Source organism: Burkholderia plantarii (assembly GCF_001411805.1).
GTDB classification, from domain to species: Bacteria; Pseudomonadota; Gammaproteobacteria; order Burkholderiales; family Burkholderiaceae; genus Burkholderia; species Burkholderia plantarii.
On the sequence record NZ_CP007212.1, the window covers coordinates 1 to 25,091 of the forward strand.

General features: G+C 67.7%; 21 protein-coding genes. 8 read left to right on the forward strand and 13 right to left on the reverse strand.

What is annotated here, in order from left to right; all coding sequences use genetic code 11:
• Positions 1-103: 103 nt before the first annotated feature.
• The 4 genes from dnaA (at position 104) to bpln_RS33430 (ending at position 6,753) form a co-directional block, all read left to right on the forward strand.
• Complete coding sequence (gene dnaA / locus bpln_RS00005; protein WP_055139408.1) at positions 104-1,702, forward strand: chromosomal replication initiator protein DnaA; 1,599 nt, start codon at positions 104-106, stop codon at positions 1,700-1,702.
• Between the two features lie 185 nt (positions 1,703-1,887).
• Complete coding sequence (dnaN, locus tag bpln_RS00010) at positions 1,888-2,994, forward strand: DNA polymerase III subunit beta (RefSeq protein WP_042623431.1); 1,107 nt, start codon at positions 1,888-1,890, stop codon at positions 2,992-2,994.
• Positions 2,995-3,232: 238 nt separating this feature from the next.
• Entirely contained in the window at positions 3,233-5,710 is a 2,478-nt protein-coding gene (gene gyrB, locus bpln_RS00015; RefSeq protein WP_042623432.1) for a DNA topoisomerase (ATP-hydrolyzing) subunit B, read from the forward strand.
• Positions 5,711-5,814: 104 nt separating this feature from the next.
• A complete protein-coding gene (locus bpln_RS33430) occupies positions 5,815-6,753 on the forward strand; it encodes a DUF5655 domain-containing protein (protein ID WP_082465156.1) in 939 nt (312 codons plus the stop codon).
• 135 nt (positions 6,754-6,888) lie between these two features.
• Here the strand turns inward: bpln_RS33430 and bpln_RS00020 are convergent, their stop codons facing one another.
• Both bpln_RS00020 and bpln_RS00025 read right to left on the reverse strand, forming a co-directional pair.
• Entirely contained in the window at positions 6,889-7,434 is a 546-nt protein-coding gene (locus tag bpln_RS00020) for a cytochrome b (RefSeq protein ID WP_055137808.1), read from the reverse strand.
• A complete protein-coding gene (locus bpln_RS00025) occupies positions 7,431-8,504 on the reverse strand; it encodes a catalase family peroxidase (protein ID WP_055137809.1) in 1,074 nt (357 codons plus the stop codon). The genes bpln_RS00020 and bpln_RS00025 overlap by 4 nt, the downstream gene beginning before the upstream one ends.
• 227 nt (positions 8,505-8,731) lie before the next feature.
• Between bpln_RS00025 and bpln_RS00030 the strand changes: the two genes are divergently transcribed.
• The gene (locus tag bpln_RS00030) at positions 8,732-9,247 is read left to right on the forward strand and encodes a sigma-70 family RNA polymerase sigma factor (RefSeq protein WP_055137810.1); all 516 of its coding nucleotides are present in this window, start codon (positions 8,732-8,734) and stop codon (positions 9,245-9,247) included.
• Positions 9,244-10,032, forward strand: coding sequence for an anti-sigma factor (locus bpln_RS00035; protein ID WP_055137811.1), 789 nt, complete (start codon positions 9,244-9,246; stop codon positions 10,030-10,032). The genes bpln_RS00030 and bpln_RS00035 overlap by 4 nt, the downstream gene beginning before the upstream one ends.
• Positions 10,033-10,340: 308 nt before the next feature.
• On the opposite strand, the gene bpln_RS00040 is transcribed toward bpln_RS00035, so the two are convergent.
• Positions 10,341-11,270, reverse strand: coding sequence for an aromatic alcohol reductase (locus tag bpln_RS00040; protein ID WP_055137812.1), 930 nt, complete (start codon positions 11,268-11,270; stop codon positions 10,341-10,343).
• Positions 11,271-11,455: 185 nt separating this feature from the next.
• Between bpln_RS00040 and bpln_RS00045 the strand changes: the two genes are divergently transcribed.
• Entirely contained in the window at positions 11,456-12,355 is a 900-nt protein-coding gene (locus tag bpln_RS00045; protein WP_055137813.1) for a LysR family transcriptional regulator, read from the forward strand.
• A 106-nt stretch (positions 12,356-12,461) separates the two neighbouring features.
• Here the strand turns inward: bpln_RS00045 and bpln_RS00050 are convergent, their stop codons facing one another.
• From bpln_RS00050 to fliL, 10 genes are all read right to left on the reverse strand, one after another.
• A complete protein-coding gene (locus tag bpln_RS00050; RefSeq protein WP_148653912.1) occupies positions 12,462-13,190 on the reverse strand; it encodes a hypothetical protein in 729 nt (242 codons plus the stop codon).
• Between the two features lie 310 nt (positions 13,191-13,500).
• Positions 13,501-16,542 carry a type III restriction-modification system endonuclease gene (locus bpln_RS00055; protein ID WP_055137815.1) on the reverse strand — a complete coding sequence of 1,014 codons (3,042 nt, stop codon included), beginning with the start codon at positions 16,540-16,542 and terminating at the stop codon, positions 13,501-13,503.
• A gap of 44 nt (positions 16,543-16,586) precedes the next feature.
• A complete protein-coding gene (locus bpln_RS00060; RefSeq protein ID WP_148653913.1) occupies positions 16,587-18,599 on the reverse strand; it encodes a site-specific DNA-methyltransferase in 2,013 nt (670 codons plus the stop codon).
• Positions 18,600-19,047: 448 nt separating this feature from the next.
• The gene (gene fliR, locus bpln_RS00065; RefSeq protein WP_042623442.1) at positions 19,048-19,827 is read right to left on the reverse strand and encodes a flagellar biosynthetic protein FliR; all 780 of its coding nucleotides are present in this window, start codon (positions 19,825-19,827) and stop codon (positions 19,048-19,050) included.
• Positions 19,828-19,861: 34 nt separating this feature from the next.
• Complete coding sequence (fliQ, locus tag bpln_RS00070; RefSeq protein ID WP_042623443.1) at positions 19,862-20,134, reverse strand: flagellar biosynthesis protein FliQ; 273 nt, start codon at positions 20,132-20,134, stop codon at positions 19,862-19,864.
• Between the two features lie 13 nt (positions 20,135-20,147).
• Positions 20,148-20,948 (reverse strand): flagellar type III secretion system pore protein FliP, encoded by an 801-nt coding sequence (gene fliP, locus bpln_RS00075; protein WP_055137817.1) that lies wholly within the window; start codon positions 20,946-20,948, stop codon positions 20,148-20,150.
• A 2-nt stretch (positions 20,949-20,950) separates the two neighbouring features.
• Positions 20,951-21,580, reverse strand: a complete 630-nt coding sequence (gene fliO, locus bpln_RS00080; protein ID WP_055137818.1) for a flagellar biosynthetic protein FliO — start codon at positions 21,578-21,580, stop codon at positions 20,951-20,953.
• A complete protein-coding gene (gene fliN / locus bpln_RS00085; protein ID WP_042623446.1) occupies positions 21,577-22,029 on the reverse strand; it encodes a flagellar motor switch protein FliN in 453 nt (150 codons plus the stop codon). The genes fliO and fliN overlap by 4 nt, the downstream gene beginning before the upstream one ends.
• Complete coding sequence (gene fliM, locus bpln_RS00090; RefSeq protein ID WP_042623447.1) at positions 22,022-23,020, reverse strand: flagellar motor switch protein FliM; 999 nt, start codon at positions 23,018-23,020, stop codon at positions 22,022-22,024. Before fliM ends, fliN begins: the two co-directional genes overlap by 8 nt.
• A gap of 17 nt (positions 23,021-23,037) precedes the next feature.
• Positions 23,038-23,535 carry a flagellar basal body-associated protein FliL gene (gene fliL, locus bpln_RS00095; RefSeq protein ID WP_042623448.1) on the reverse strand — a complete coding sequence of 166 codons (498 nt, stop codon included), beginning with the start codon at positions 23,533-23,535 and terminating at the stop codon, positions 23,038-23,040.
• A 541-nt stretch (positions 23,536-24,076) separates the two neighbouring features.
• Here fliL and bpln_RS00100 point away from each other — a divergent pair.
• A complete protein-coding gene (locus tag bpln_RS00100; RefSeq protein ID WP_055137819.1) occupies positions 24,077-25,021 on the forward strand; it encodes a LysR family transcriptional regulator in 945 nt (314 codons plus the stop codon).
• Positions 25,022-25,091 lie beyond the last annotated feature (70 nt).

The window sequence follows — 25,091 nt, forward strand, 5'->3', positions numbered from 1 at the left end:
CGCGCCTCCGGAGCATGCTCGCTCGGCCGCACCGGGCCTTGTTGCCGACCCGCGACGAGGGCGGCCTCGTGCCGCTGTGCAACCCAAGAACGACAGCAACTCGATGAACGATTTCTGGCAACACTGTTCCGCCCTGCTGGAGCGTGAATTGACGCCCCAGCAGTACGTGACGTGGATAAAACCGCTGGCGCCGGTGGCGTTCGACGCCGCCGCGCAGACGCTGTCCATTGCCGCTCCCAACCGCTTCAAGCTCGACTGGGTGAAGAGCCAGTTTTCGGGCCGGATCTCGGATCTGGCCCGGGACTTCTGGAACGCTCCGATCGACGTCCAGTTCGTGCTCGACCCGAAGGCCGGCGCGCGCGGTGCCGCACCGGCGGTCGCGCCGCGGCCGTCGGTGGGCGCGACCGCCGCGGCCACCGGCATGGCGCCGACGGCCGCCGCGACGCCGACAGCGGCGCCCGAGGTGATCGCCCACGCCACGCCGAATCCGGCCGTCGCCGCGGCGCAGGCCGCGCAGGCGGCCGCCCACGCGGCGGCCCAGGCCGCCGCGCTGAACGCCGACGACGCCGCCGACCTCGACCTGCCGAGCCTGACCGCGCACGAGGCCGCCGCCGGCCGCCGCACCTGGCGGCCCGGCAGCGGTGCGCCCGCGGCCGGCGACGCGGCCGACTCGACCTACGAGCGCTCGAAGCTGAACCCGGTCCTGACCTTCGACAACTTCGTCACCGGCAAGGCCAACCAGCTCGCGCGCGCCGCGGCGATCCAGGTCGCCGACAACCCCGGCGTGTCGTACAACCCGCTGTTCCTCTACGGCGGCGTCGGCCTCGGCAAGACCCACCTGATCCACGCGATCGGCAACCAGCTGCTGCTCGACAAGCCCGGCGCGCGGATCCGCTACATCCACGCCGAGCAATACGTGTCGGACGTGGTGAAGGCCTACCAGCGCAAGGCGTTCGACGATTTCAAGCGCTATTACCACTCGCTCGACCTGCTGCTGATCGACGACATCCAGTTCTTCTCGGGCAAGTCGCGCACGCAGGAGGAATTCTTCTACGCGTTCGAGGCGCTGGTCGCCAACAAGGCGCAGGTGATCATCACCAGCGATACCTACCCGAAGGAAATCTCGGGCATCGACGACCGCCTGATCTCGCGCTTCGATTCGGGGCTGACCGTGGCGATCGAGCCGCCCGAGCTCGAGATGCGCGTCGCGATCCTGATGCGCAAGGCGCAGTCGGAGGGCGTGAGCCTGTCCGAGGACGTCGCGTTCTTCGTCGCCAAGCACCTGCGCTCGAACGTGCGCGAACTCGAGGGCGCGCTGCGCAAGATCCTCGCGTATTCGAAGTTCCACGGCCGCGAGATCTCGATCGAGCTGACCAAGGAAGCGCTGAAGGACCTGCTGACGGTGCAGAACCGGCAGATTTCGGTCGAAAACATCCAGAAGACCGTCGCCGATTTCTACAACATCAAGGTCGCCGACATGTATTCGAAGAAGCGTCCGGCGAACATCGCACGGCCGCGCCAGATCGCGATGTACCTGGCCAAGGAGCTGACCCAGAAGAGCCTGCCCGAAATCGGCGAGCTGTTCGGCGGACGCGACCACACCACGGTACTGCACGCGGTGCGCAAGATCGCCGACGAGCGCGGCAAGGATGCCCAGCTGAACCACGAGCTGCACGTGCTCGAACAGACGCTGAAGGGATGATCGCGGCGCGCGGGGCCGGTACCTTCGCGCGCGCGATGTAATACGCCGATCCCGGTCAAATTGAAAGGGGCGGTTCGGTTTTGAGGCACAATACAGGTTTATGACCGCCCTGGCGGCGGGAAGGCAGCGGCCCGCCGGGTGGGCGTTGCGTGGCTTGCAGGCCGTTAATTCAACGAAGGAACTCTATGCAACTGGTCAAGACCGAACGAGACACCCTCCTCAGGCCGCTGCAAACCGTAAGCGGTATCGTCGAACGCCGCCATACGCTGCCGATCCTCGCGAACCTGCTGATCACGAAGACGGGTTCCGACGTATCGTTCCTGTCGACCGACCTCGAACTCCAGATCACCACGCGCGCCGATTTCGGCGTTGGCGGCGAACAGGTCGCGACCACCGTGGCCGCCCGCAAGCTGCTCGATATCCTGCGCGCGATGCCCGACGGCCAGGTCACGCTGTCGCTCGCCGACAAGCGCCTGACGGTGCAGTCCGGCAAGAGCCGCTTCGCGCTGCAGACGCTGGCCGCCGACGAGTTCCCGACCGTTGCGCAATCGAAGGACTTCGGCGCGAGCCTCGCGGTGCCGCAGAAGGCGTTCCGCCAGTTGCTCGGGATGGTCTACTTCGCGATGGCCCAGCAGGACATCCGCTATTACCTGAACGGCATGCTGCTGGTGGTGGATGGCGACCAGCTGATGGCCGTGGCCACCGACGGCCACCGCCTCGCCTACTCGTCGATGAAGATCGAGGGCGGCACGTTCCCGCGCCAGGAAGTGATCGTGCCGCGCAAGACCATCCTCGAACTGCAGCGCCTGCTCGAGGACATCGACGACGTCGTCAACATCGACATCGCGCAGACCCAGGCGAAGTTCACGTTCGGCCAGGTCGAGCTCGTCTCGAAGCTGGTCGAGGGCAAGTTCCCCGACTTCCAGCGCGTGATCCCGAAGGCGCACAAGAACACGTTCACGATCGGCCGTGAAGAACTGCAGCGTTCGCTGCAGCGCGCCGCGATCCTGACCTCCGACAAGTTCAAGGGCGTGCGCTGCATCATCGCCCCGGGCCAGCTGAAGATCATGTCGACCAACGCCGATCAGGAAGAGGCGCAGGAAGAACTCGAGATCGCGTACCAGGGCGACACGGTGGACATCGGCTTCAACGTCACGTATTTGCTCGACGTGCTCGCGAACCTGAAGGTCGAGAACATCCAGGTGAGCCTCGGCGATGCCAGCTCGAGCGCGCTGATCACGATTCCCGAGATCGACGAATTCAAGTACGTGGTCATGCCGATGCGCATTTGAGCGCGCTCGATACACCGACACACCAAGGGGCGCCACGCCCCTTTGGCGTTTTTATGGCAAATGCGGGCCCGCACCCGGCCAGCCGTCTCGCGCGGCGTTTCCCGGCCGGATCGCCGTTTCGAACCACCCGTTTCGCACCCCGAAATGGCGCGAGCGGATCATTCGACGGGCCTCGTTTTCCTGACAGAAGCACCGGGCCGCAGCACTTCGTGGCGGCCAGCAGAACCGGAAGACATCCATGACTGAACAGCACAATTCGCAGCCCGACAACAGCAGCTATGGCGCCTCGTCGATCCAGATCCTCGAGGGTCTGGAAGCGGTCCGCAAGCGGCCCGGGATGTACATCGGCGACACGTCTGACGGCACCGGTCTGCACCACCTCGTGTTCGAAGTGCTCGACAATTCGATCGACGAGGCGCTGGCCGGCTACTGCAACGACATCCACGTGACGATCCACGCGGATAATTCCATCTCCATCACCGACAACGGACGCGGCATCCCGACCGACGTGAAGCTCGACGACAAGCACGAGCCCAAGCGCAGCGCCGCCGAGATCGTGATGACCGAGCTGCACGCCGGCGGCAAGTTCGACCAGAACAGCTACAAGGTGTCGGGCGGCCTGCACGGCGTGGGCGTGTCGTGCGTGAACGCGCTGTCGAGCTGGCTGCGCCTCGTGGTGCGCCGCAACGGCAAGAAGCATTTCATGGAGTTCCACCGCGGCGTCGCGCAGAACCGCGAGCTCGAGACGCGCAACGGGGTGGAAGTGTCGCCGATGACCGTCGTCGGCGAGACCGAGAACCGCGGCACCGAAGTGCATTTCATGGCCGATCCGACGATCTTCGGCACCGTCGAATACCACTACGACATCCTCGCCAAGCGGATCCGCGAGCTGTCGTTCCTGAACAACGGCGTGCGGATCCGCCTGACCGACCAGCGCAGCGGCAAGGAAGACGATTTCGCGTTCGTGGGCGGCGTGAAGGGCTTCGTCGAGTACATCAACAAGACCAAGACCGTGCTGCACCCGACCATCTTCCACATCATCGGCGAGAAGGAAGGCGTGGGGGTGGAAGTGGCGATGCAGTGGAACGACAGCTACAACGAGAACGTGCTGTGTTTCACCAACAACATCCCGCAGCGCGACGGCGGCACCCACCTGACCGGCCTGCGCGCGGCGATGACGCGCGTGATCAACAAGTACATCGTCGACAACGAGATCGCCAAGAAGGCCAAGGTCGAGACCTCGGGCGACGACATGCGCGAGGGGCTCTCGTGCGTGCTGTCGGTGAAGGTGCCGGAGCCGAAGTTCAGCTCGCAGACCAAGGACAAGCTGGTCTCGTCCGAGGTGCGCGCGCCGGTGGAGGAAGTGGTGGCCAAGGCGCTCGAGGAGTTCCTGCTCGAGACGCCGAACGACGCGAAGATCATCTGCAGCAAGATCGTCGAGGCCGCGCGCGCGCGCGACGCCGCGCGCAAGGCGCGCGAGATGACGCGCCGCAAGGGCGTGCTGGACGGCGTCGGCCTGCCGGGCAAGCTCGCCGACTGCCAGGAGAAGGATCCGGCCAAGTGCGAGATCTACATCGTCGAGGGAGACTCGGCCGGCGGCTCGGCGAAGCAGGGCCGCGACCGCAAGTTCCAGGCGATCCTGCCGCTGCGCGGCAAGGTGCTGAACGTCGAGAAGGCGCGCTATGACAAGCTGCTGTCGTCGGAGCAGATCGTCACGCTGGTGACCGCGCTCGGCTGCGGGATCGGCAAGGAGGACTACAACCTCGACAAGCTGCGCTACCACCGCATCATCATCATGACCGACGCGGACGTGGACGGTGCGCACATCCGCACGCTGCTGCTCACGTTCCTGTATCGCCAGATGCCGGACATGATCGAGCGCGGCTACGTGTACATCGCGCAGCCGCCGCTGTTCAAGGTGAAGGCCGGCAAGGACGAGCGCTACCTGAAGGACGAGGGCGAGCTGAACGCGCACATGCTGCGGCTCGCGCTGCAGGGCTCGGAGCTGCAGCCGGGCGGCGAGGCGGCGGCGATCTCGGGCGACGCGCTCGGGGCGCTGGCGCGCTCGTACCTGCTGTCGCGCGGCGTGGTGGCGCGGTTGGGGCGCCTGTACGACCCGGCCGCGCTCGAGGCGATCATGGACGGCGTGGCGATCGACCTGGCCGGCGAGCAGGCCGCGACGGCGTCGGCTGAGGCCCTGCAGGCCGCGATGCTCGCAAGCGACTCGATGAAGAACGAGGTGCGCGTGAAGACGCGCTACGACGAGGTGCGCGAGCACTGGTCGCTGCGCATCGAGCGGCCGCATCACGGCAACGTGCGGATTTCGGTGATCGACGAGGAGTTCCTGCTCACGGCCGACTACAAGCAGTTGGTCAGCACCGCCGATACGTTCAAGGACCTGATCGGCGAGGGCGCGCTGATCAAGCGCGGCGAACGCAGCCAGGCCGTGAGGGACTTCAAGAGCGCGATGCAGTGGCTGATGTCGGATGCCGAGCGCAACGTGTCGAAGCAGCGCTACAAGGGGCTGGGGGAGATGAACCCCGAGCAGCTTTGGGAGACGACGATGGATCCGAACGTGCGGCGTCTGCTGCGCGTGCAGATCGAGGACGCGATTGCGGCGGACGGGATCTTCACGACGCTGATGGGCGATGAGGTGGAGCCGAGAAGGGCGTTCATCGAGTCGAATGCGCTGCGGGCGGGGAATATTGATGTTTGAGAATGATGTGATCAAACCATAAGAAAAGCTGGCCCATTACCTAACAGGTTATGGGCCATTTCTATATTATATATTCTCGATGCCATGGCGTACGGGCGAGCCATATGAGTGACATTCAGTTATTTCGTTTATCCAACGGCAGAGCAACCGAATTATCCGGTCAAACTGCCAAATTGGAAAAAAATCTCCAGAATGTAGTCGAATCAAACATGCCAACTCTCATTGGCGTTAGATTCCTTGCCACTGAGTATGCCACCGGAAAAACCCATAAAGGCCGCATTGATTCGCTCGGGCTTGATGAAAATGGATGCCCCGTTATCATCGAGTACAAACGCCAAAGCAACGAAAACGTCATAACCCAAGGGTTGTTCTACCTAGATTGGCTGCTTGATCACCGAGCCGAATTCCGCTGGCTGGTGATGGAAAAGCTTGGCAAAGAAACCGCGAATCAAATTGAGTGGTCGGGAACACGTCTGCTATGCATCGCTGCCGATTTCACACGATACGATCAGCATGCCGTTCAGCAAATTCAGCGTAATATCGAACTGATTCGTTACAAGCTGTTCGATGAAGATCTACTGCTGCTTGAATTAGTTAATTCTCAGAGCATTCCTGATGTAACCAGCGCCAAGCCGGCGTCTCAAGAGCTTGCCAGGGAGTTGCCACCGGAGAAATCAAAAGCTATCGGCAAAGACAAATCCTTGAAAGAACAACTTGCACTAGCCTCTCCCGAAATTCTTGAATTGCACGCCCAGGTGACTGGATACTTGTTCTCACTTGGAGAAGATGTCCAAGAAAATCATCTCAAGCTTTACACTGCCTTTCGAAAAATAAAAAACTTCGCCTGCGTTATTGTTTATCCCGGTCGGCTTTTAATAATGCTAAAACTCGACTCATCATCAGTGACTTTTGAAGAAGGATTCAGTCGCGACGTCAGCGAAATCGGCCACTGGGGGACCGGGAATGTAGAGCTGATTCTTCGTACCTTGGATGATCTCGAGCGCGCAAAGCCGCTGTTGGCACTTAGTTATCTCAATAACTAGACCGTTGCCATTAATTCATGCAAGACTCTGACGTCATTGAAGCGGTGGAGTAAAAGTGCAAAGCACGCCCGCATCAGCGGGCGCGCCATCAAATCAAATCGGCCGAAACCGATACCGAAGCCAAGCCAAAGCGCTTCACCGCCCCCGAGCCATACTCCCCAGCACCCCGTCGCGCCGGATCAGCCCATGAAACAGCGCCGCGGCCAGATGCACCACCACGGTGGCAAACAGCACGAACGCCAGCACCTCATGCGCATTGCGCAGCCACGCAAACGCGACCGGGTCCGCCGCTACCAGCGCCGGCAGCTGCACCCCGCCGCCCAGCACCACCGGATACCCGCCGGCCGACAGCATCGCCCAGCCGATCAACGGCATCACGAGCATCAGCCCGTACAGCACCCAATGCGACAGGTGCGCGGCCGCCTTCTGCCAGATCGGCAGATCGTCAGGCAGCGGCGGGGCCTTGCGCGTGAACCGCACCACCAGCCGCACGATCACCAGCACCAGGATCGCGATCCCGAGCGGCTTGTGAATCGCCACCAGCACCGCGTGCCGCGCCGACACCGAGCCCACCATGCCCACCCCGATGAACAGCATCGCGATGATCATCGCGGCCATCAGCCAGTGCAGCGCCCGCGCGAGCGGGCTGAATCCCGAAGGAGAAGAAGTCGTGTTCATCATCGTGCCTCCGTCGCGGCATGGGCATAACCGGGCACGCCGGCTTCCTCGCTGGTGCGCAGCTTGTACGAATCGGCATAGGCGGCCGAGCGCGCCGCCAGCAGCGGGTCGCCGGACGGCTCGATGCCGGTGGGCAGCACCGTCGGGTCGTAGTTGATGTCGCGGCACGGCCCGCTGTCCTGCGCCTCGGCGCGATCGAGCACGAGCGTGCCGACGTCGATCGTCTTGCGATCGGTGGGCCAGCTGCGCGTCGCGTCATTCACGGGGTCGTCGGGGTTCGCGAACGTCACGAGCCAGTGCCAGCGCTGCGGCCCGGCGCCGAGCCGCTCGACCAGGTCGGGCTGCAGCACGTTCGCGCCGCTCGCCACGCCGGCGCCGGCGGTCTGCTCGGGCACCACGCGCCAGCGCACCGCGTGCTTCATGCCCTGCGCGTCCACGAAATAGAACGCGTTGATGCCGTAATAGGTCTCGGTGGCGAAGCTCGCGCTCGGCTTGGCGGTCTTCACCCAGGCGCGGAACGCGGCCGTCTCCGGATGCGCGGCGAAGAACGCGGCCACCTTCTTCGGATCGGGCTTGCCGGTGGCGGGGTCAGGCCGCGTCGCGACGGTCTGCTCGTAGAACGCGCGCGGCGTCGCGATCGGGAACACCGGCATCGCATTCATGCCGGTGCGCCATTGCTGGCCGTCGGGCGCGGTCAGCCGCAGCGCAAGGCTGCGGATCGGCACGCTGGTGTCGGGCGCATAGGGATTGCCGCCGGGCAGCGCGAAGCGGCCGACCACGGGCGTGCGCACGGCGGCGCCGAAGAACGGCGCGCTGGACCACACGGCGCCGTCGCCGTTGCTCTCGAAGTAGCCGGTCACGCAAATGCCCTTGGCATGGTTGCGGCGAAAGCCGGGATGCTCGCCGCCGTTGGCCTGCAGCGCGGTGATGATGCGCTGCGGCGTGAGCCGGTGCGGCGCGAACCAGCCAGCGGTATAGCCGAACGCGGCGACGGCTACCGCGACGGTGCCGCCGATCACGGCCCAGCGCCAGGCTTGGCCGCCACGCGGGCTGGATGGGGGAGGATGCGTCATGGAATTCGCTCCTGACCTTCGGTCGTTGAGGGGACTCGGGTGAGACGACCGGCCCGGTGGTTTATTCCATCGCGGCCGCATATTTTCTCCGTGCCCGGCAGCGGCATGACCGACGATCAAACCATCCACCCAGCCGGTCGCCCGACGCCAAAGCCCGCATTTCGGGAATAAACTGCGCTGACCGTCGTCTCACCTCGACATCCACCCGTGCCGCCCGGCGGCCCACCATGTCCTCAGCCGACCTCGACGATTGCCTGCGCGAGTTGCTGCCGCGATTGCGGCGCTTCGCGCTGTGGCTGACCCGCGACGTCCACGCGGCCGACGATCTGGTCCAGGCCTCGCTCGAACGCGCGCTGACCCACTGGGGCGAGCGTCGCGACGACGACGCGCTGCGCAGCTGGCTGTTCACGATCCTGTACCGCCAGTTCCTCGATTCGCGGCGCAGCGCGAAACGCTACGCCGGGCTGCTCGGCCGGATCCGCGAGGACGACGAGCCGCAGTGGCCGTCGGCCGAGGATCAGGTGATGGCGCGCTCGATGCTCGATGCTTTCGGCAAGCTGACGGCCGAGCAGCGCAGCCTGCTGCTGCTGGTGGCGGTGGAAGGTTTCAGCTACCGCGAGGTGGCCGAACTGCTCGAGGTGCCGATCGGCACCGTGATGTCGCGCCTGTCGCGCGCGCGCGCCGCCTTGCGCGCGCTCGGCGACGGCGAATCTCCCGCTCCCTCGCTGCGATTGATGAAATGAACATTCCGCCCGACGACCACGATCTCCACGCCTATGTCGACGGCCGCCTCGACGCGAACGAGCGCGCGGCGGTCGAGCGCTGGCTCGACCATCATCCCGAGCGCGCCGAACAGGTGCGCCAGTGGCGCCGCGACGCGCAGCAGCTGCGCGCGGCGCTCGACGGCGTCGCGCTGCCGCCCGCCACGCGCGAACTCGATCCGGCCGCGCTGCGCGAGCGGCGCGACACGCGGCGCCGCACGCGCTTCGCGATCGCGGCGGCGCTGGTGCTGAGCGTCGGGCTCGGCGGCGGTGCCGGCTGGCAGATGCGCGGCTGGCAGATGCACGGCGCCGGGGCCGAGGCGCTCGCCTCGCTCGCGATGCCGGCGGCGCCGATGGGCGACGCGCTGGCGGCCTACCGGATGGTGGTGGACCGCAGCGCGCGCGTGGATCTGGCCACGCACCAGGCGGCCGATCTGCAGGCGTGGCTCGATCGCGCGGTCGGCCAGACGGTGCGGCTGCCCGACCTGAGCGGGGCCGGCTTCACGCCGGTGGGCGGGCGCCTGTTCGCGACCGAGGACGGCCCGGCGGCGATGGTGCTCTTTGAGGACGACGCGGGCCACGCGGTCAGCTTCTACGTGCGGCCGCCGGGCGGCCAGCGCCTGCTGCTGAAGGACGGCTCGCGCCGCGACGGCGCGCTCGTCGCGCAATACGGTTCGCAGCGCGGCTACAACTACGCGCTCGTCGCGCCGACCGACGGCGTCGACGACGCCGCGCTCGCCAACGCGCTGGCCGTCACGCGCGGCTAGGCCGCCATCCCGTCCGCCGCACAGCGCGACACAGGGGATTCGCTGTGGACAATTTGGGCAAAACCCGACTATCCACCGGCTGTGCGGAAAGTTGTTCCGTGCTCGCCGCGCTTGTTCGCCCGGTTCCCGCCCGGTTATGCGGATCGCACAGCGCTGATCGACAAGGCGGAATCGCGGTTATCCACAGCGACGGCCGCCTTTTGTTAACTACTACTACTTGCGTATACGCGCCGGCCAAAACCTGTGGGGATGGCGCCGCGCGTGGATAACTGCGTGCACAACCGGTTTCGAATGCTGTGAGACCGGCTTCAGGCCGGCGCCAGCAGATTGGCCCGAACCCACTGCGCCACCGTGCAGACCTCGATGCCGTGCCGCGCATTGAACGTCCGCGTCTTGTCCCAGGCCACGCCGCGCCCTTGCGCGAACACCACGCGATACTTGCGCAGCGCGTCGTCGGGCGCCTCGGCCAGCTGCCGCTCGAGTTCGGGCACGCGCCATTCGCGGCGCTCGAAGGTCCGGCCAAGCAGCCGCTCCAGCGTGTCGGCCAGCTCGCGATAGCTGATGGTGTCGCCGGCCACATGGACCACCTGGTTCGCGATGCGCGGCTCGGTGAACACGATCTCGGCCGTCAGCGCACCGATGTCGTCGGCCGTGGTCAGCGTCACGGCGTTGTCCCGGCCGCCGAGCGCGTTGACCCGGCGCGCCGCCAGATCCACCACGCCGAACGACGGCTCGAACAGGAAGCTCGTGAACATGCCGGTCGAGACGATCACCCATTCGGTGCGTCGTTGCGCGCGCAACAGATCCCGCACGTCGAGCTGCTCGTCGAACAGGTCCTGCGCGCTGCCGCGGCCGATCAGGTCGTAGTCCACGCCGAACTGCCAGGGGAAGTAGCGTTTGACGCCGGCCGCCAGCGCGGCCTGCGCGAGCTTCACCTGCACGCCCGGGCCGCCGACGAAGCCGGTACACGAGATCACGATGTCGAACCGGCCGAACAGCGCGGCGAGTTCGTCGGTGGATTGCGCGGCCAGGTCGCCCGCCACCGGCTCGGCGCCGAGCGCGCGCAGTTCGGCGACGTCACGGCGCCTGGCCGGATCGTCGGAGGCGAGCGTGGACGGCCGCAGCAGGACCGAGATCGACACGCGGCCGGCGGCCCCGGCGCGGCGCGCGAGGCCGCGGACCATGGCCATGCCGAGTTCGCCCGCGCCCAGCACGAGAATGGTTTCCTGGTTTGTCATGCGGTTCTCCTTCGGGGATGTAATCGCTGAGGAAATCGGATGACGGGCAGTCTAGTGGCGTGGCGGGCCGCCATTGTTCGCGGTGCCGGAATGCAGAACGCGAGCGCGCCGAACCGGCCGGGCCGTTCCGCGTGCCAAGCGGGTTCGGCTAGAGTGAGCGGATCTTTCTCGCGGGGCGCACCGGCATGGACAAACTTCAGGCAATGGCGACGTTCGTGCGCGTGGTCGAGGCGCGCGGCTTCAGCAAGGCCGCGCAGACGCTGTCGATGCCGCGCTCGTCGGTCACCACCACGATCAAGCAGCTGGAGGCGCAGCTCGGCACGCCGCTGCTCCGGCGCAGCACGCGCAGCCTGAGCCTGACCGAGGCGGGCGAGCGCTACCTCGCGTCGTGCCGGGCCATCCTCGCGCAGATCGCCGAGGCCGAGCGCGACCTGTCGGCCGGCGCGGGCACGCCGCGCGGCCGCGTGCGGGTGGACATGCCCGGCGTGCTGGGCCGCGCGCTGGTGGTGCCGCGGCTCGCCGAATTCGAGGCGCGCCATCCCGACATCGAGCTGGTGCTGGGCATGAGCGACCGGCCCGCGGACCTGATCCACGAAGGCATCGACTGCGTGATCCGTACGGGCGAGCTGGCCGATTCGTCGCTGGTCGCGCGCCGGCTCGGGCAGCTGGCCTGGATCACCTGCGCGTCGCCGCGCTATCTGGGGCGGTACGGCGAGCCGGCGTCGGTGCAGGCGCTGGGGCGGCACCGCGTCGTCAACTATCTGTCCGGCGCGACGGGACGGCCGATGGAGTGGCGGTTTCGCGTGGACGGCGAGGATCAGGCGCTGACGCTGCCGGCGCGTTTCTCCGTCAACGAAACCGAGGCCTATCTGCAATGCGCGCTGGAAGGGCTCGGGCTGATCCAGCTGTCGGAGTTCGCGGTGGCCGCGTATCTGCGCAGCGGGCGCCTGAAGGAAGTGCTGGCCGACGCGCGCTGCGCGCCGGTGCCGGTGTCGATCGTCTATCCGCAGCCGCGCGCGACGGCGGCGCTGACGGCGTTCGTCGAATGGATCGTCGAGGTGGCGAGGCAGGAACTGGTGCAGTAGAGCGATGCGTCGACGAGGCGGTATCCGCGCGGCGGCTACCGCCGACCCATGTCGACCCACGTCCGGCACGCGGCCCATGCCGCCCCTCCGGTCGGCGAACCGTCGGCTACTTCAGATCCTGAAATGTCATGTTGGTGCTTGCCAGCCGCGTCCGCGAATAATCATGTTCGTCCAGGGAATTGAAGTTCTGCTCGGCGACATTGAATTTCGATCCGGCGTAAGCGCTGCCGGGGAGGTTCACGTACTTCTGGAAATGATCGCGCACGCTCTTTTGCGCGAAAGGGGAAAGATTGACGCTGTTTTCCCTGACCTGCCATTGCGTGACGAGTGCGGCCCCCTCGAGAGCCAGAGCGTTGTGCGGAGATTGATAGAAGTTTTCGGTCTTCGTGAACTGCGACGGCCCCGCGTTGAGCGTCATGATCGCGTCGTGCTGCGCGCCGTGACTCGCTTCGTGCGCGAGCCGTTCCTTTTCCGGATCCTGCACGATACCGGGGCCGACCTGACCGTTCCTGATCGTGATGGTGCGGCTCTCTTCATTGAAGGAATTCTTGTTGCCGTATTTGACGTGATATTCGTGGAGCGAATTCTCCATCATTTCGAAATCGGCTTTCGAGGTCGGATATTGCGGCGTATTGGTCCCGGGAATGTTCGCCTGCAATTCATTGGCCGTCTGTCTGAGGCCGGGATCGTGATAGGTGAGGTAAGTGCGCCGGGACTGGTGGTACAACATCTGCGGCGACAAGGTGTTCTTGAGTTTTGAAGCGGTTTGGGGAAGTGCTTGCAGGGAGCGGAACATGGCGTGGGTTTCCTCGTGATCGTCGCGATGATCTGTCATCGGAGGCCATTCCAAACGCAAGCGGCATGCCAGTGGATACCGACGACCGGATCGAAGCTGCCGCCTTTGCCGGCGCCGCTGACGGTGCCGGCGACGAACCGGCGATGGGTTGCATTTGACCTTGCATGGCCGCCGGCGCGGTGGAAATTCACCCTTTCGAGCGGATGGCGTCCGCTTGCGGCCACCGGGGCCGGCTGTGGATAACCGGTCGAGAAAATGGTATGAAATGCTGTGAGCCGGCGCGAGGCGGGATCGGGCGCGAGGCGATCCCGATCCCGCGCCGATCATCCGAACGCCGCGAGAAAGCGCCCTAGAACGCGAACGAAGTCTGCCCGGTCGATCCGAGCAGCGCGTCGACGGTGCGCGCGCGCACGAAATGCACGGGCGCATCGGCCCCCGCGATCGCGCGGAAGTGCGCCTCGCCGCACTGCACCTTGCGCCGCTCGCGGCCGCGCAATTCGGCGTCGTCGTCGCGATTGTCCATCTCCACGACATAGCACTGGCTCGGCGCGCCCGGCGGCTCCACCAGCACCAGCCAGTCGGGCCGGTAGTCGCCGAGCGGCGTCGGAATCCGGAACCACGCCGGCAGCTTCGCGTAGAGCCTGACCGCGTCGGTCGCCTCCAGCGCGTCCACGAACGCGCGCTCGGCCACCGTGCGCACCTCGACCGCCGTGTACACGGACTTGCGCAGATCCTCGCGCAGGTCCTTGCGATAGGCGATCACGGGCTCCTCGATAAAGCGCGCGAGCGGCCACACCACGCCGTCGCCGATCCGCTGATAGGTGATCCCGTCGATCAGCGCCTGCCGCTTGCAGCGGTTGACCGCGTCGGCCACCAGCGCGATGAACGCCTGCGGATTCACGCGGAAATCGTCGAGCCGGCCGCTGTCGGCGAGCACGGCGGCGAGCGTGCGGCGCGTGAGCTGGGTGCGCTCCTGCAGCTCGGTGAGCAGGTCGGGCAGCGCGAGGTCACCTTCATCGAGCACCACGGTGCCGGCCGACGCGGTCTCGGTGGCCTCCACGCCGGCCTTGCCGATCGAGATGTCGGCCTTGCGCCATTGCAGCCGCGCGCGCGGCACCTCGGGCGCGGCGCGCAGCGCCTCGACGCAGGCCGCGACGAGCGCGGCGTCGTCGAAGCTCACGCGATAGGTGGTGCGCGCCTGCACGCGTGCCCACAGCGCGCGGAACGCCTCGCCGTGGATCACCGGCTCGCCGTCGGCGCCGCGCCGCGGTTCGAGTTGCCGGCGGTCGTCGGCGTTGCGCACGTCGAGCCGCCCCGACAGCTTGCGCAGCAGTTCGACGATGCGCTGGCGCAGCGGCTCGAACGCGGCGGGCAGGGGCAGCACGCCGCCCTTCAGCACGATCTTCAGCGCGTCGAGCACCTTGCCCTGCGCATCGACGAAGCCGGCCTCGTGCAGATGCGTCCACAACGCGGCGGAACGCTCGACGCCGAGCGGGGCGAGCGTGCCGTTGTCGCGCGTCACCGGCAGCGCCGCGAACTGGTGCGTGTCGACCACCCCGAAACGAATCCCGGTGTCGGCCTCGATCTCCTTCTGCAGATGGGCGGCGAACTGCTCGTAGCTCTCGGTCGCGATCACGGTGAGCGTGTTGACGTCGAAGCCCCGCACCCGTTCGCCGCGCTGGTCGACGGCGAGCCGCAGCCCGCGCCCGATGGTCTGGCGGCGCTCGCGCTCGGTGCGGATGTCGCGCAGCGTGCAGATCTGGAACACGTTCGGGTTGTCCCAGCCTTCCTTTAGCGCCGAGTGCGAGAAGATGAACCGCAGCGGCGTGGCGAACGACAGCAGCCGCTCCTTCTCGCGCATGATCAGGCCGTAGGCGCGCTCGGCGTTCTCGCGGCCGCTGGCGTTGCTGTCGCTGGTCTCGGTCCAGCCGCCCTTGCGGTCGATCGAGAAATAGCCGTCGTGGACGGCCGCCACGTCGCGTTCGGCGTCGAAGCCGGTGAACAGCGCGCGATAGGCGGGCAGCTTCGCGGCGCGCCGGTACTCGTCCTCGAAGATCTCGGCGTAGGCGCCCTTCACGGCGCGGCCGCCCGGCTCGTAGCGCCGGTAGCGCTCGACGCTGTCGACGAAGAACAGCGACAGCACCTTCACGCCGAGCGGCTTCAGGCGCAGCTCCTTGTCCAGGTGCTCGCGGATCGTGCGGCGGATCATCTCGCGCTGGATCGCGAGCGGATCGACGTCGCCGTGCGCGTCGCCGACGGCAAGGAACGTCTCGCCGCCGGGATAGCGCAGCTCGACGAATTCGCCGCCGCGCGTGGTGTCGATCTCGCCGATCCGGTAGTCGCCGTACACGGCGCGGCGCGTCACGCGTTCGAGCAGGTCGCCGTCGCCGACGCTGACGGTCTGCCGCTCGACGCCGGCGGGCGTGGCCACGTCGAGCTCGACGCGCGCGGCGATGGTGCCGCGCCGGTTGCTGACCGATACGAGCCGCACGTAGGGCTTGTTGTGCGCATCCTCGACGGTGGCCGAGGCCACCTCGATCTGCTTGACGAGGCGCCGCTCGTAGGCGTCCACGGCGTCGAGCCGGTACACCATCTGGTGCAGGTCGGCATGGGTCGCCGAATAGCGCAGCGTGCAGAGCGGCGCCATCGCCTCGAGCGCCTCCTTGCCGCGCCCGTCGAGCCCGCCGTCCACGCTCTGCGGCTCGTCGACGATCAGGATCGGGCGGGTGGCGCGGATCAGGTCGATCGGCTTCTCGCCGCCGGTCTTCTCGCTCGGCTTGTAGAGGTTGTTGACGTCCTTGCGGTTGATCGCGGCCACCGTGGCCACCATGATCTGCACGGTCGCGCTGGTCGCGAAGCGGCGCACCTGGCCGAGCCGCGTCGAGTCGTACAGGAAGTAGTCGAACGGCACGCCGTCGTAGAGCCGGCGAAAGTGCGAGCGCGTGACGTCGAGCGTCTTGTGGACGCCTTCCTTGATCGCGACCGACGGCACCACGATCACGAACTTCGTGAAGCCGTAGCGGCGGTGCAGCTCGAAGATCGTGCGCAGGTAGACATAGGTCTTGCCGGTACCGGTCTCCATCTCGACCGTGAAGTCGGTGGAGGCGAGCGCGCCCGACGGCGCGAGGCCGCCGCGCGCCTGCACCTCGGCCAGGTTGCGCGCGAGCGCGGCGGGCTCGAGCGCGAGCCGGTTGCCGACCGCGAGCGCGGTCTCGGCCACGCCGAGCGGCATCTGGCGCGCGGCGCTGGTGTCGCCGTCGCCATCGTCGTTGCCGTCGGCCGCGGTCACGCTGAACGCGGCGCGCGGCGCGTCCTGGCCGCGAAACAGGTCGCAGACGGCGTCCACGGCCTCGCGCTGGTAGTCGAGATCGGCCTCGAAATGCAGTTCCATGAGCGGCGCGCCCGCCACCCTCGCGTCGAATCCCCGGCGCGTCATCAGAGACTCCGCACCGAACGGATCCCGTGCTGCTCGAGGATCGCGGACAGGTTCACGCGCGCGACGTCGTCGACGAACGCGGCGTCGCGGAACACGCAGGTCACGTCGTGCGCGGGCGGCGCATCGACCGCGTCGAGCACGCCGACGATGCCGAGCGCGAGCACCTCGGCCTCGGCGCGATCGATGCGCGCGGCGAAGCAGGCGACGATCGCGCCGTCGATCACGTGGACTTCCTTGCCGGCGACCGGCAGCGTGTCGATCGGCGCGCACAGGTCGAGGCCGAGCTTGATGGCCAGTTCGGCGAGCAGGTCGGCGTCGGTGCGGCCGGACTTGATGTGCTCGACCGCGTCGAGCAGCGACTGCTGCACGTTCGCGCCGCGCGGGTCCCATTCCACGACGTTGGTCGAATCAAGCCGGAACACGCGAAAGCCGACGTCGAGCGCGGCCTCGGGATGCTCGGCCGCGATCCGTTCGGCCGCGCGCCGCAGCCGTTCCTTGGTGATCTCGGCAAGGTTGGCGGGGCGCCGCAGCTTCGCGCAGAAATCGGCGGCGGCCTTCTGGTCCTTGTTCGATGCGTCGAGCGGCTCGGGCAGCTGCACCAGCGCGTAGCGGCGCCGCGCGCCGTCGGCCGCGTTGGCCGCCAGCGTGGCGTGGGCGGTGGTGCCGGAGCCGGCGAAGCAGTCGACGATCAGGTCCTCGCCGCCCGTCAGCCAGCCGATCAGCGCGGCCGCGAAGTCGGTCGGCTTCGGCAGGTCGAACGGGATCGCGAGCGACTTCAGGCGCGCGTCGTCGGAGCCGCCGAACGGCAGGATCGACGGCACGTTCTCGTAGAGGTTCTCGTCGAGGAAATAGATGCGCTGCGGCTGCGTGGTCTCGTCGGCACCGAACTCGATCAGGCCGCGTTCGAGCAGCTCGCGCATGGTGGCGGGCGGATTGCGCCAGCCGCGCTCGGGCACCGGGCACGGCTTGCCGGTGACGGGATGAACCAGCGGGATGAAGTAGTCGTCGGGCGCGCGCTTCTTGTTCGGCCAGGCCATCGAGACGAGACGGTAGACGCGGCCGTCGGGCGAGAGCCGGTCGTACATCGCCTCGCCGCCCGACAGCGTGGTCTGCGCGCGCAGCCAGGCGCGGTAGGCCTGGGTGGCCGCGGCGATGTTGGTGGTGTCGGCGATCGCGTCGTGCGCGGCGTCGAGCATGCGCTGCGCGTTGCGCTTCGGGCGCTTCAGCGGCGCGTGCTCGAACAGCCATTCGGCGTCGCGCGCGAACAGCACGATCGACTCGTGCTGGTAGGCCACGCCGCGCGCGTCGCCCTTCGGGTTGCGCTTGTCCCAGACCGCCACGCCGAGCTCGTTCTCCTCGCCGAAGATCTCGCGCATCACCAGCACCAGCGCCGGCAGCTCGTGCTCGTCGATGTGGATCGCGATCAGGCCGTCGCGCGCGAGCAGGTCGAACGCGAGCTTCAGGCGCGGATACATCATGTTGAGCCAGTCGGTGTGGAACCGGCCGCTCGCCTCGGTGTGGCTGCTGACCTTCACGCCGCCGGCGGCCTGGCCCGTCAGCGCGAGGTAGTGGCGCAGGCTGTCGGTGAAGTTGTCGGGATAGACGAACTCCTTGCCGGTGTTGTACGGCGGATCGATGTAGACGAGCTTCACCGAGCCCGCGTAGCTCTTGTGCAGCAGCTTCAGCACCTCGAGGTTGTCGCCCTCGATCATCAGGTTGCGGGTACCGTCCCAGTCCAGGCTCTCGTCGCGGCAGGGCCGCAGCGTGCCGGTGGAGGGCGTGAGCGCGAGCTGGCGCGCGCGGCGCTTGCCGTGCCAGGCGAGCCCGTATTTCTCGTCGGCCTCGCCGAGCGTGCGGTCGCCGACCAGTGCCTTCAGCACGTCGAGGTCGAGCGCGGCGCCGTCGGGGCCTTCGGTCACGGCTTCGGGGAACAGCGCCTTGAGCCGTTCGAGGTTGTCCGCCGCGAGATCCGCGGAGCGGGCCTCGGGACTGGCGGATTCGATCTTTCGCATCGTGTCTTCCATGTAAAGCATGATCGGTGCGTCGGCCCCGGGTGCCGTCGCCGGCCGCGCCGCTCGCGGGCGACGCCGGCGCCTCGCGCCGTGCCGCGCGGCACCGGCGCGGGCCGCACGGCGCGGCGGGTCGCGAGGGGAACGGAGGACCACGGGCCGCGCCCGGCACCGCCGCGGCGCGCAGCCTGAAGCCACGGGCGACAGCGGGCGATGGCGGGCGACGCTCGGCGGGACGGGCGGCCGGACGAAACCTTCGGGGGCGCGGAACCGGTTGCCGGCGCGGCCTCGGGCGGCGAGGCCCGGGGCACGGCGGCGGGAGGGCCGTCAACGGCGCTTCGGCGCGCCGGATGCGCCCGGCGCGGGCCGGAGGGACCGCGAGGCGAGGGGCGCGTGAGGCGGCGACGGCGCGGCCGGCGCCGGGGCCGGTTCGCGCAACGCGATGCGGATTTTAACGGAAGCCCGCCGCGACGCGGCCCATCATCTCGTAACCGTTGTCGAACAGGCGCGAGAAGAACGGGATCATGTTGGGCACCATCAGTTGCACGAGCAGCAGCCCGATCAGCATCAGCACCGGGAAACCGACCTGGAAGATGCCGATCTGCGGGGCCGCGCGGTTCAGGATGCCGAGCGCGAGGTTGGCGATCAGGAGCGCGGCCACCACCGGCAGCGCCAGCAGCAGCCCCATCGCGAACACGTTGATGCCGGCGCCGGCCAGCATCTGCCAGCCGGCCGGATGCAGCAGGTCGGACGAGATCGGCACGCTCGCGAACGATTCGACCAGCACCGCGATCAGTTGCAGGTGGCCGTCGAACGCGACGAACGCGAGCATCGCGAAGGCGTTCAGCACGCGGCCAAGCATCGGCGTGGTGCCGGCGTGCGGATCGAAGAAGGTGGCGAAGCCGAGGCCCATCTGCAGGCCGATGAAGTCGCCCGCGCCTTCCACCACGGCGAACACGATCTGCATCACGAAGCCCATCGACACGCCGATCAGGAACTGGTTGACGAGGATCCAGATGCCCTCGGCCGAGAACACGGTGGCCTGCGGCAGCGGCCCGAGCGCCGGCGCCACGGCGATCGCGGTGAGCGCCGACAGGCCGATCTTGATGCGGGTGGGCACCGCCGCGTTGCCGACCAGCGGCGCGGCGGCCACCAGCGCGAGAATCCGCACGAATGGCCAGAGGAACGCGGTCAGCCAGACGTTCAGTTGCGCGTAGGTGACGGAAACCATCGTAGGGCGGGAAGGGCGGGCCGGCGTGCGCCGCTCAGCTGGTGCCGAGCGTGGCGACGTGCATCAGGATGTTGCGCGTGTAATCGAGCATCGAGGTCAGCATCCACGGCCCGGCGATCACCATCGTCACCACGATCGCGAGCAGCTTCGGGATGAACGACAGCGTCGATTCGTTGATCTGCGTGGCGGCCTGGAACAGGCTGACGACGAGGCCCACCACCAGCGCGACGAGCAAGAGCGGCGCGGCCAGCATCAGGCCGATCATCATCGCCTCGTGCGCCAGGGTCATGACGGCTTCGGGTGTCATCGGGCATGCCCTCCTAGGTGAAGCTCTGCGCGAGCGAGCCGATCAGCAGCTGCCAGCCGTCCACCAGCACGAACAGCATCAGCTTGAACGGCAGCGAGATGGTGGTGGGCGAGACCATCATCATCCCCATCGACATCAGCACGCTCGCCACCACCAGGTCGATGATCAGGAACGGGATGAAGATCGTGAAGCCGATCTGGAAGCCGGTCTTCAGCTCGCTGGTGACGAACGCCGGCACCAGCAGCGGCAGCGGCACGTCCTCGGGGCCCTGCATCGGCGGCGCCTTGGCGATCTTCGCGAACAGCGCGAGGTCGCCCTCGCGGGTCTGCTTGAGCATGAAGGTCTTGAACGGCGCGAGGCCGCGCTGCACGGCCTGGTCCATCGGCAGCGTGCCGGCCGAGAACGGCTTGTAGCCGTCGTTGTAGGCGCGGTCGATGACGGGCGACATCACGAACAGCGTGAGGAACAGCGCGAGCCCGACCAGCACCTGGTTCGGCGGCGTGGTGGTAGTGCCGAGCGCCTGGCGCAGCAGCGACAGCACGATGATGATGCGCGTGAAGCTCGTCATCATCAGCACGATGGCCGGCAGGAACGACAGCATCGTGAGCAGCAGCATGGTCTGCACGCTCAGCGAATAGGTCGTGCCGCCGTTCGGGCCGGGGCTCGAATTGAAGGCGGGCAGGCCGGCGGCCTGCGCATGCGCGAGCGAGGGCAGCGCGAGCGCGGCCAGCAGCGCCAGCGGCGCGAGCACGGCCAGCAGCGCGGCCACGCGGGAACGGCGCGCGTCGCGCGCGCCCGATCGGTACGACGTCATCGTCAGGAATCCTTGCGGTGGCGGCCGCCGAGCCGCTTCGCGACTTCGCCGGACAGGGCGCTGCGAAAGCGCTCGCCGAAGCTGCCGGGCAGCGTGCCGTCGCCGGGCGCGGGCGCGCCGCCGTCGGCCTGGCCGGACGGGGTGGACGCGGCCGACGCGATGCCCGGGCTGCCGGCCGGCAGCGTATGCAGCAGCCGCACGTTGCCGGGCGCCACGCCGAGCACGAGCCAGGTGTCGCCGATCTCGACGACGGTCGCGCTTTCCTTGCCGCCCACGGCGACGCTGGCCACCACCTTCAGCGCGCCGCCGCGCTTGGCGGGCTGGAACCCGAAGCGGCGCGCGAGCCACGCGCAGCCGAACACGAGCCCGATCACGACCGCGAGCCCGACCAGCGTCTGCATCACCGCGCCGACGCCGAGCGAGGGCACCGCGGAGCCGACCACCACGCCCGAGGCATAGTGCGAGGCATGGTTGACCGCGTTCATGTCGGCCGCGAACGCGAGCGCGGGGGCGAGCGCGAGTGAAAGTGAGAGGCCCGCCGCGGCGAGCGCTGTCGTCACGGCGGCCGGGCGCGCTACGCGAGCAATGCTTGATACGCGCGCCGACCCGGCGCGACGCACGGCGTCACTCATCGGTTCAGCTTCCGGATCCGCTCGGACGGCGTGATGATGTCGGTGAGGCGGATACCGAACTTGTCGTTCACCACCACCACTTCGCCCTGCGCGATCAGGCAGCCGTTCACGAGCACGTCCATCGGCTCGCCGGCCAGGCCGTCGAGCTCCACCACCGAGCCCTGCGCGAGCTGCAGCAGGTTGCGGATCGCGATCTTGGTGCGGCCCAGTTCGACGGTCATCTTGACGGGGATGTCGAGAATCATGTCGATGTCGTTGTGGGTCGCGTTCGAGGCCGCCTTCGACAGCGGCTGGAACACGCCCGCGCCACCCGCGCCAGAGGCGAGCGGCTGGTCGTTCTGCTCGGCAAGCGCGGCGGCCCAATCGTCCAGCGCCGACTCTTCACCTGGGCCGGCGGCCTTGTCGGCGCCGGGTTGCGTGCCGTCGGGCGTCGGGTTCAGCTCAGTCATATCCACCTTCCTTCATCGTATCGCTCGCGCTGATCATCCGGTTCACCCGCAGCGCATATTGCCCATTGAAAATCCCGTAGCCGCATTCCATCACCGGCACGCCGTCGACCCTCGCGATGATCGATTCCTCGACGTCGATCGGCAGCACGTCGCCGACCCGCAGGTTGAGGATCTTCTCGAAGGTGGTCGGCATCTCGGTGAGGTTCGCCGTGAGTTCGACCTCGGCGGCCTGCACCTGCTGCGACAGCACCCGCACCCAGCGGCGGTCCACCTCGAGCGCCTCGCCCTGGATCGGCGAGCTCAGCACGTCGCGGATCGGTTCGATCATCGAGTACGGCATGCAGATGTGCAGCGTGCCGCCCGTCGGCCCGAACTCGATCGAGAACTGCGTGACGATCACGATCTCGTTGGGGGTGGCGACGTTGGCGAACTGCGTGTGCATCTCCGAGCGCACGTGCTCGAACTGCAGCGGGCGCACGCTCTTCCAGGCCACCGTGTAGTGCTCGAACACCAGGTGCAGCAGCCGGCTGATGATGCGCATCTCGGTCTGCGTGAAGTCGCGGCCTTCCACGCGCGTGTGGAAACGTCCGTCGCCGCCGAACAGGTTGTCCACCACGAAGAACACCAGGTTCGGATCGAACACGAACAGCGAGGTGCCGCGCAGCGGCTTGACGTGGACCAGGTTCAGGTTGGTCGGGATCGGCAGGTTGCGCGTGAACTCGCTGTACTTCTGCACCTTCACCTGGCTGACCGAGATTTCGGCCGTGCGGCGCATGAAGTTGAAGATGCCGACGCGCAACAGCCGCGCGAAGCGGTCGTTGATGATCTCGAGGCCGGGCATCCGGCCGCGGACGATCCGTTCCTGCGTCGCGAGGTTGTACGGGCGGACGCCTTTCTGCTCGACTGGTTCGTCGCTCGCGTCGATCTCGCCCGTGACACCTTTGAGGAGGGCATCGACCTCCTCCTGCGACATGAATTCTTCGTGGCCCATGGCGCTCCCTTGCGGCGTTACTGGACGACGAAATCGGTGAACAGCACCGCGTCGACGCGCGCGCTGCGATTGCCCGGCTGCGTCGGCTGCTCGATCAGCGTGCGCAACTCGTCGGCCAGCGCGCGCTTGCCGTCGAGCGTCGCGAGATCCTCGGGATGCTTGTTCGACAGGGCGAGCAGGATCCGGCTGCGGATCTCCGGCATGTGCTGCGTCAGGTAATCCTGCGCGGTCGGATCGGTCAGCTTCAGCGTCAGGCCGATGCGCAGGTAGTGCAGGCCGTCGTCGGACTGCAGGTTCACCGTCATCGTCTCGAGCGGGAAGAACACCGGCGTCGACATCGATTGCGGGGCGGCATGCGCGGCACTGGCCGGCGCCTCGCGGTGCAGCAGGAAGAACCAGGCGGCGGCGCCGCCGGCGGCGGCAATCAGCAGGCCGATCAGCGCGAACAAAAAGATGCGCTTGAACTTGCCGGTCGGCGGACGTTCGGGTGAAGCGGAAGCGGTCGTGGTGGCCATGTGCTTGCTTACGTGATGACTTGTAGCCTGATTGTCGGGGCGCGGCGCCGGTTGCGATGGGGAGAACAGAGGGGGGATTTGCATCCATCTCGCCGGTTTGTCGAGGCGTGGAGCGCACGCGGCGTGCGGCGAACCGGCCACGCGGCGGGCCGCCGGCACGGCGCGGGCGCCGCCGAAGGCGGGCCGGCCGGCGCCGTTTCGCGCAAGAACCCGGGCCGGAGGCGGGCCGGCCGGAACCTCGCGCGGGGCGGCCGCGGCGCGGCGCCGGAGGGAGCGAGGGGGGCGAATCCGCCACGCGACCGTGGCGTGGCCGTGCGGCGCGGCGCCGAGATCGGTGTCGGGATCGACGCCGGGCGGCCGGTCGTTCGCCGCGGGCGCCATGCCCCGGCCCCGGCCGCGACGACCGCCGCGCGGCGCTTGCTCGCGACGACGCGGCGGAGATACGATGGCCGCTGTCTCATATATAAAACGACTCGCCTGGGTCGAACCCATTCCCGGCCGGAATCCGGCGGCGGGACTTTCTCCCGATTCCGGAGGCGTCATGGAGCTGCGCGCGCTGCGCTATTTCATCGAGGTGGTCCGCCAGCGGAGCTTCACGGCCGCGGCCGAGCAGATGTTCGTGACCCAGCCGACCATCAGCAAGATGGTGAAGGCGCTCGAGGACGAGATCGGCTCGCCGCTGCTGCTGCGCGACAGCCGCCAGATGGTGCTGACCGACGCTGGCCGGATCGTGTTCCAGCGCGGCCAGGACGTGCTCGCCGCGCAGGCGCAGTTGCAGGCCGAGCTCGACGACCTGGCCGAACTCGGCCGCGGCGAGCTGACGATCGGCATCCCGCCGCTGGGCGGCGCCGCGTTCACGCCGGCCATCGCCGTGTTCCGGCGTCGCTATCCAAACATCGAGCTGAAGCTGTTCGAAGAGGGCGCGCGCACCATCGAGGCCGCGCTCGAACGCGGCGAACTCGAGCTGGGCGGGGTGCTCGAACCGGTCGATCCGGCCGTGTTCGAGGTGCTGCGGATGGTGCATGCGCCGCTGTGGCTCGTGTCGCGGCGCGGCGCGCGCTGGGACGGCGAGGACAGCGTGCCGCTCGCCGATCTCGCCGAGGAGCCGTTCGTGTTCTATGCCGAATCGCTGGCGCTGCATCAGGCCGTCCTCGACGCCTGCGCGAAGGCCGGCTTCACGCCGTCGATCGTCAGCCGCAGCGGCCACTGGGATTTCATGGCCGCGCTGGTCCACGCGGGGGTCGGCATCGCGCTGCTGCCGGCGCCGTACTGCCGGCGGCTCGATCCCGCGCAGTTCAGCTGCCGGCCGATCGTCGAGCCCGAGATCGAATGGTCGATCGCGCTCGGCTGGCTGCGGCGCGGCTACCTTTCGCACGCGGCGCGGGCCTGGATCGAGGTGGTGCGTGAAGTGGGGCCGGTCGATCCCGACGACGATCTGGCATTCGACAACCTGCGCGCCTGGAGCGCGGACGCCTCGCGCCGTTAGATCCGTTGGATCTGTTCGATCCGTCGAATGAATCCCGGCCTGGATGCCCGCGCCATCGAGGTCACGGCAA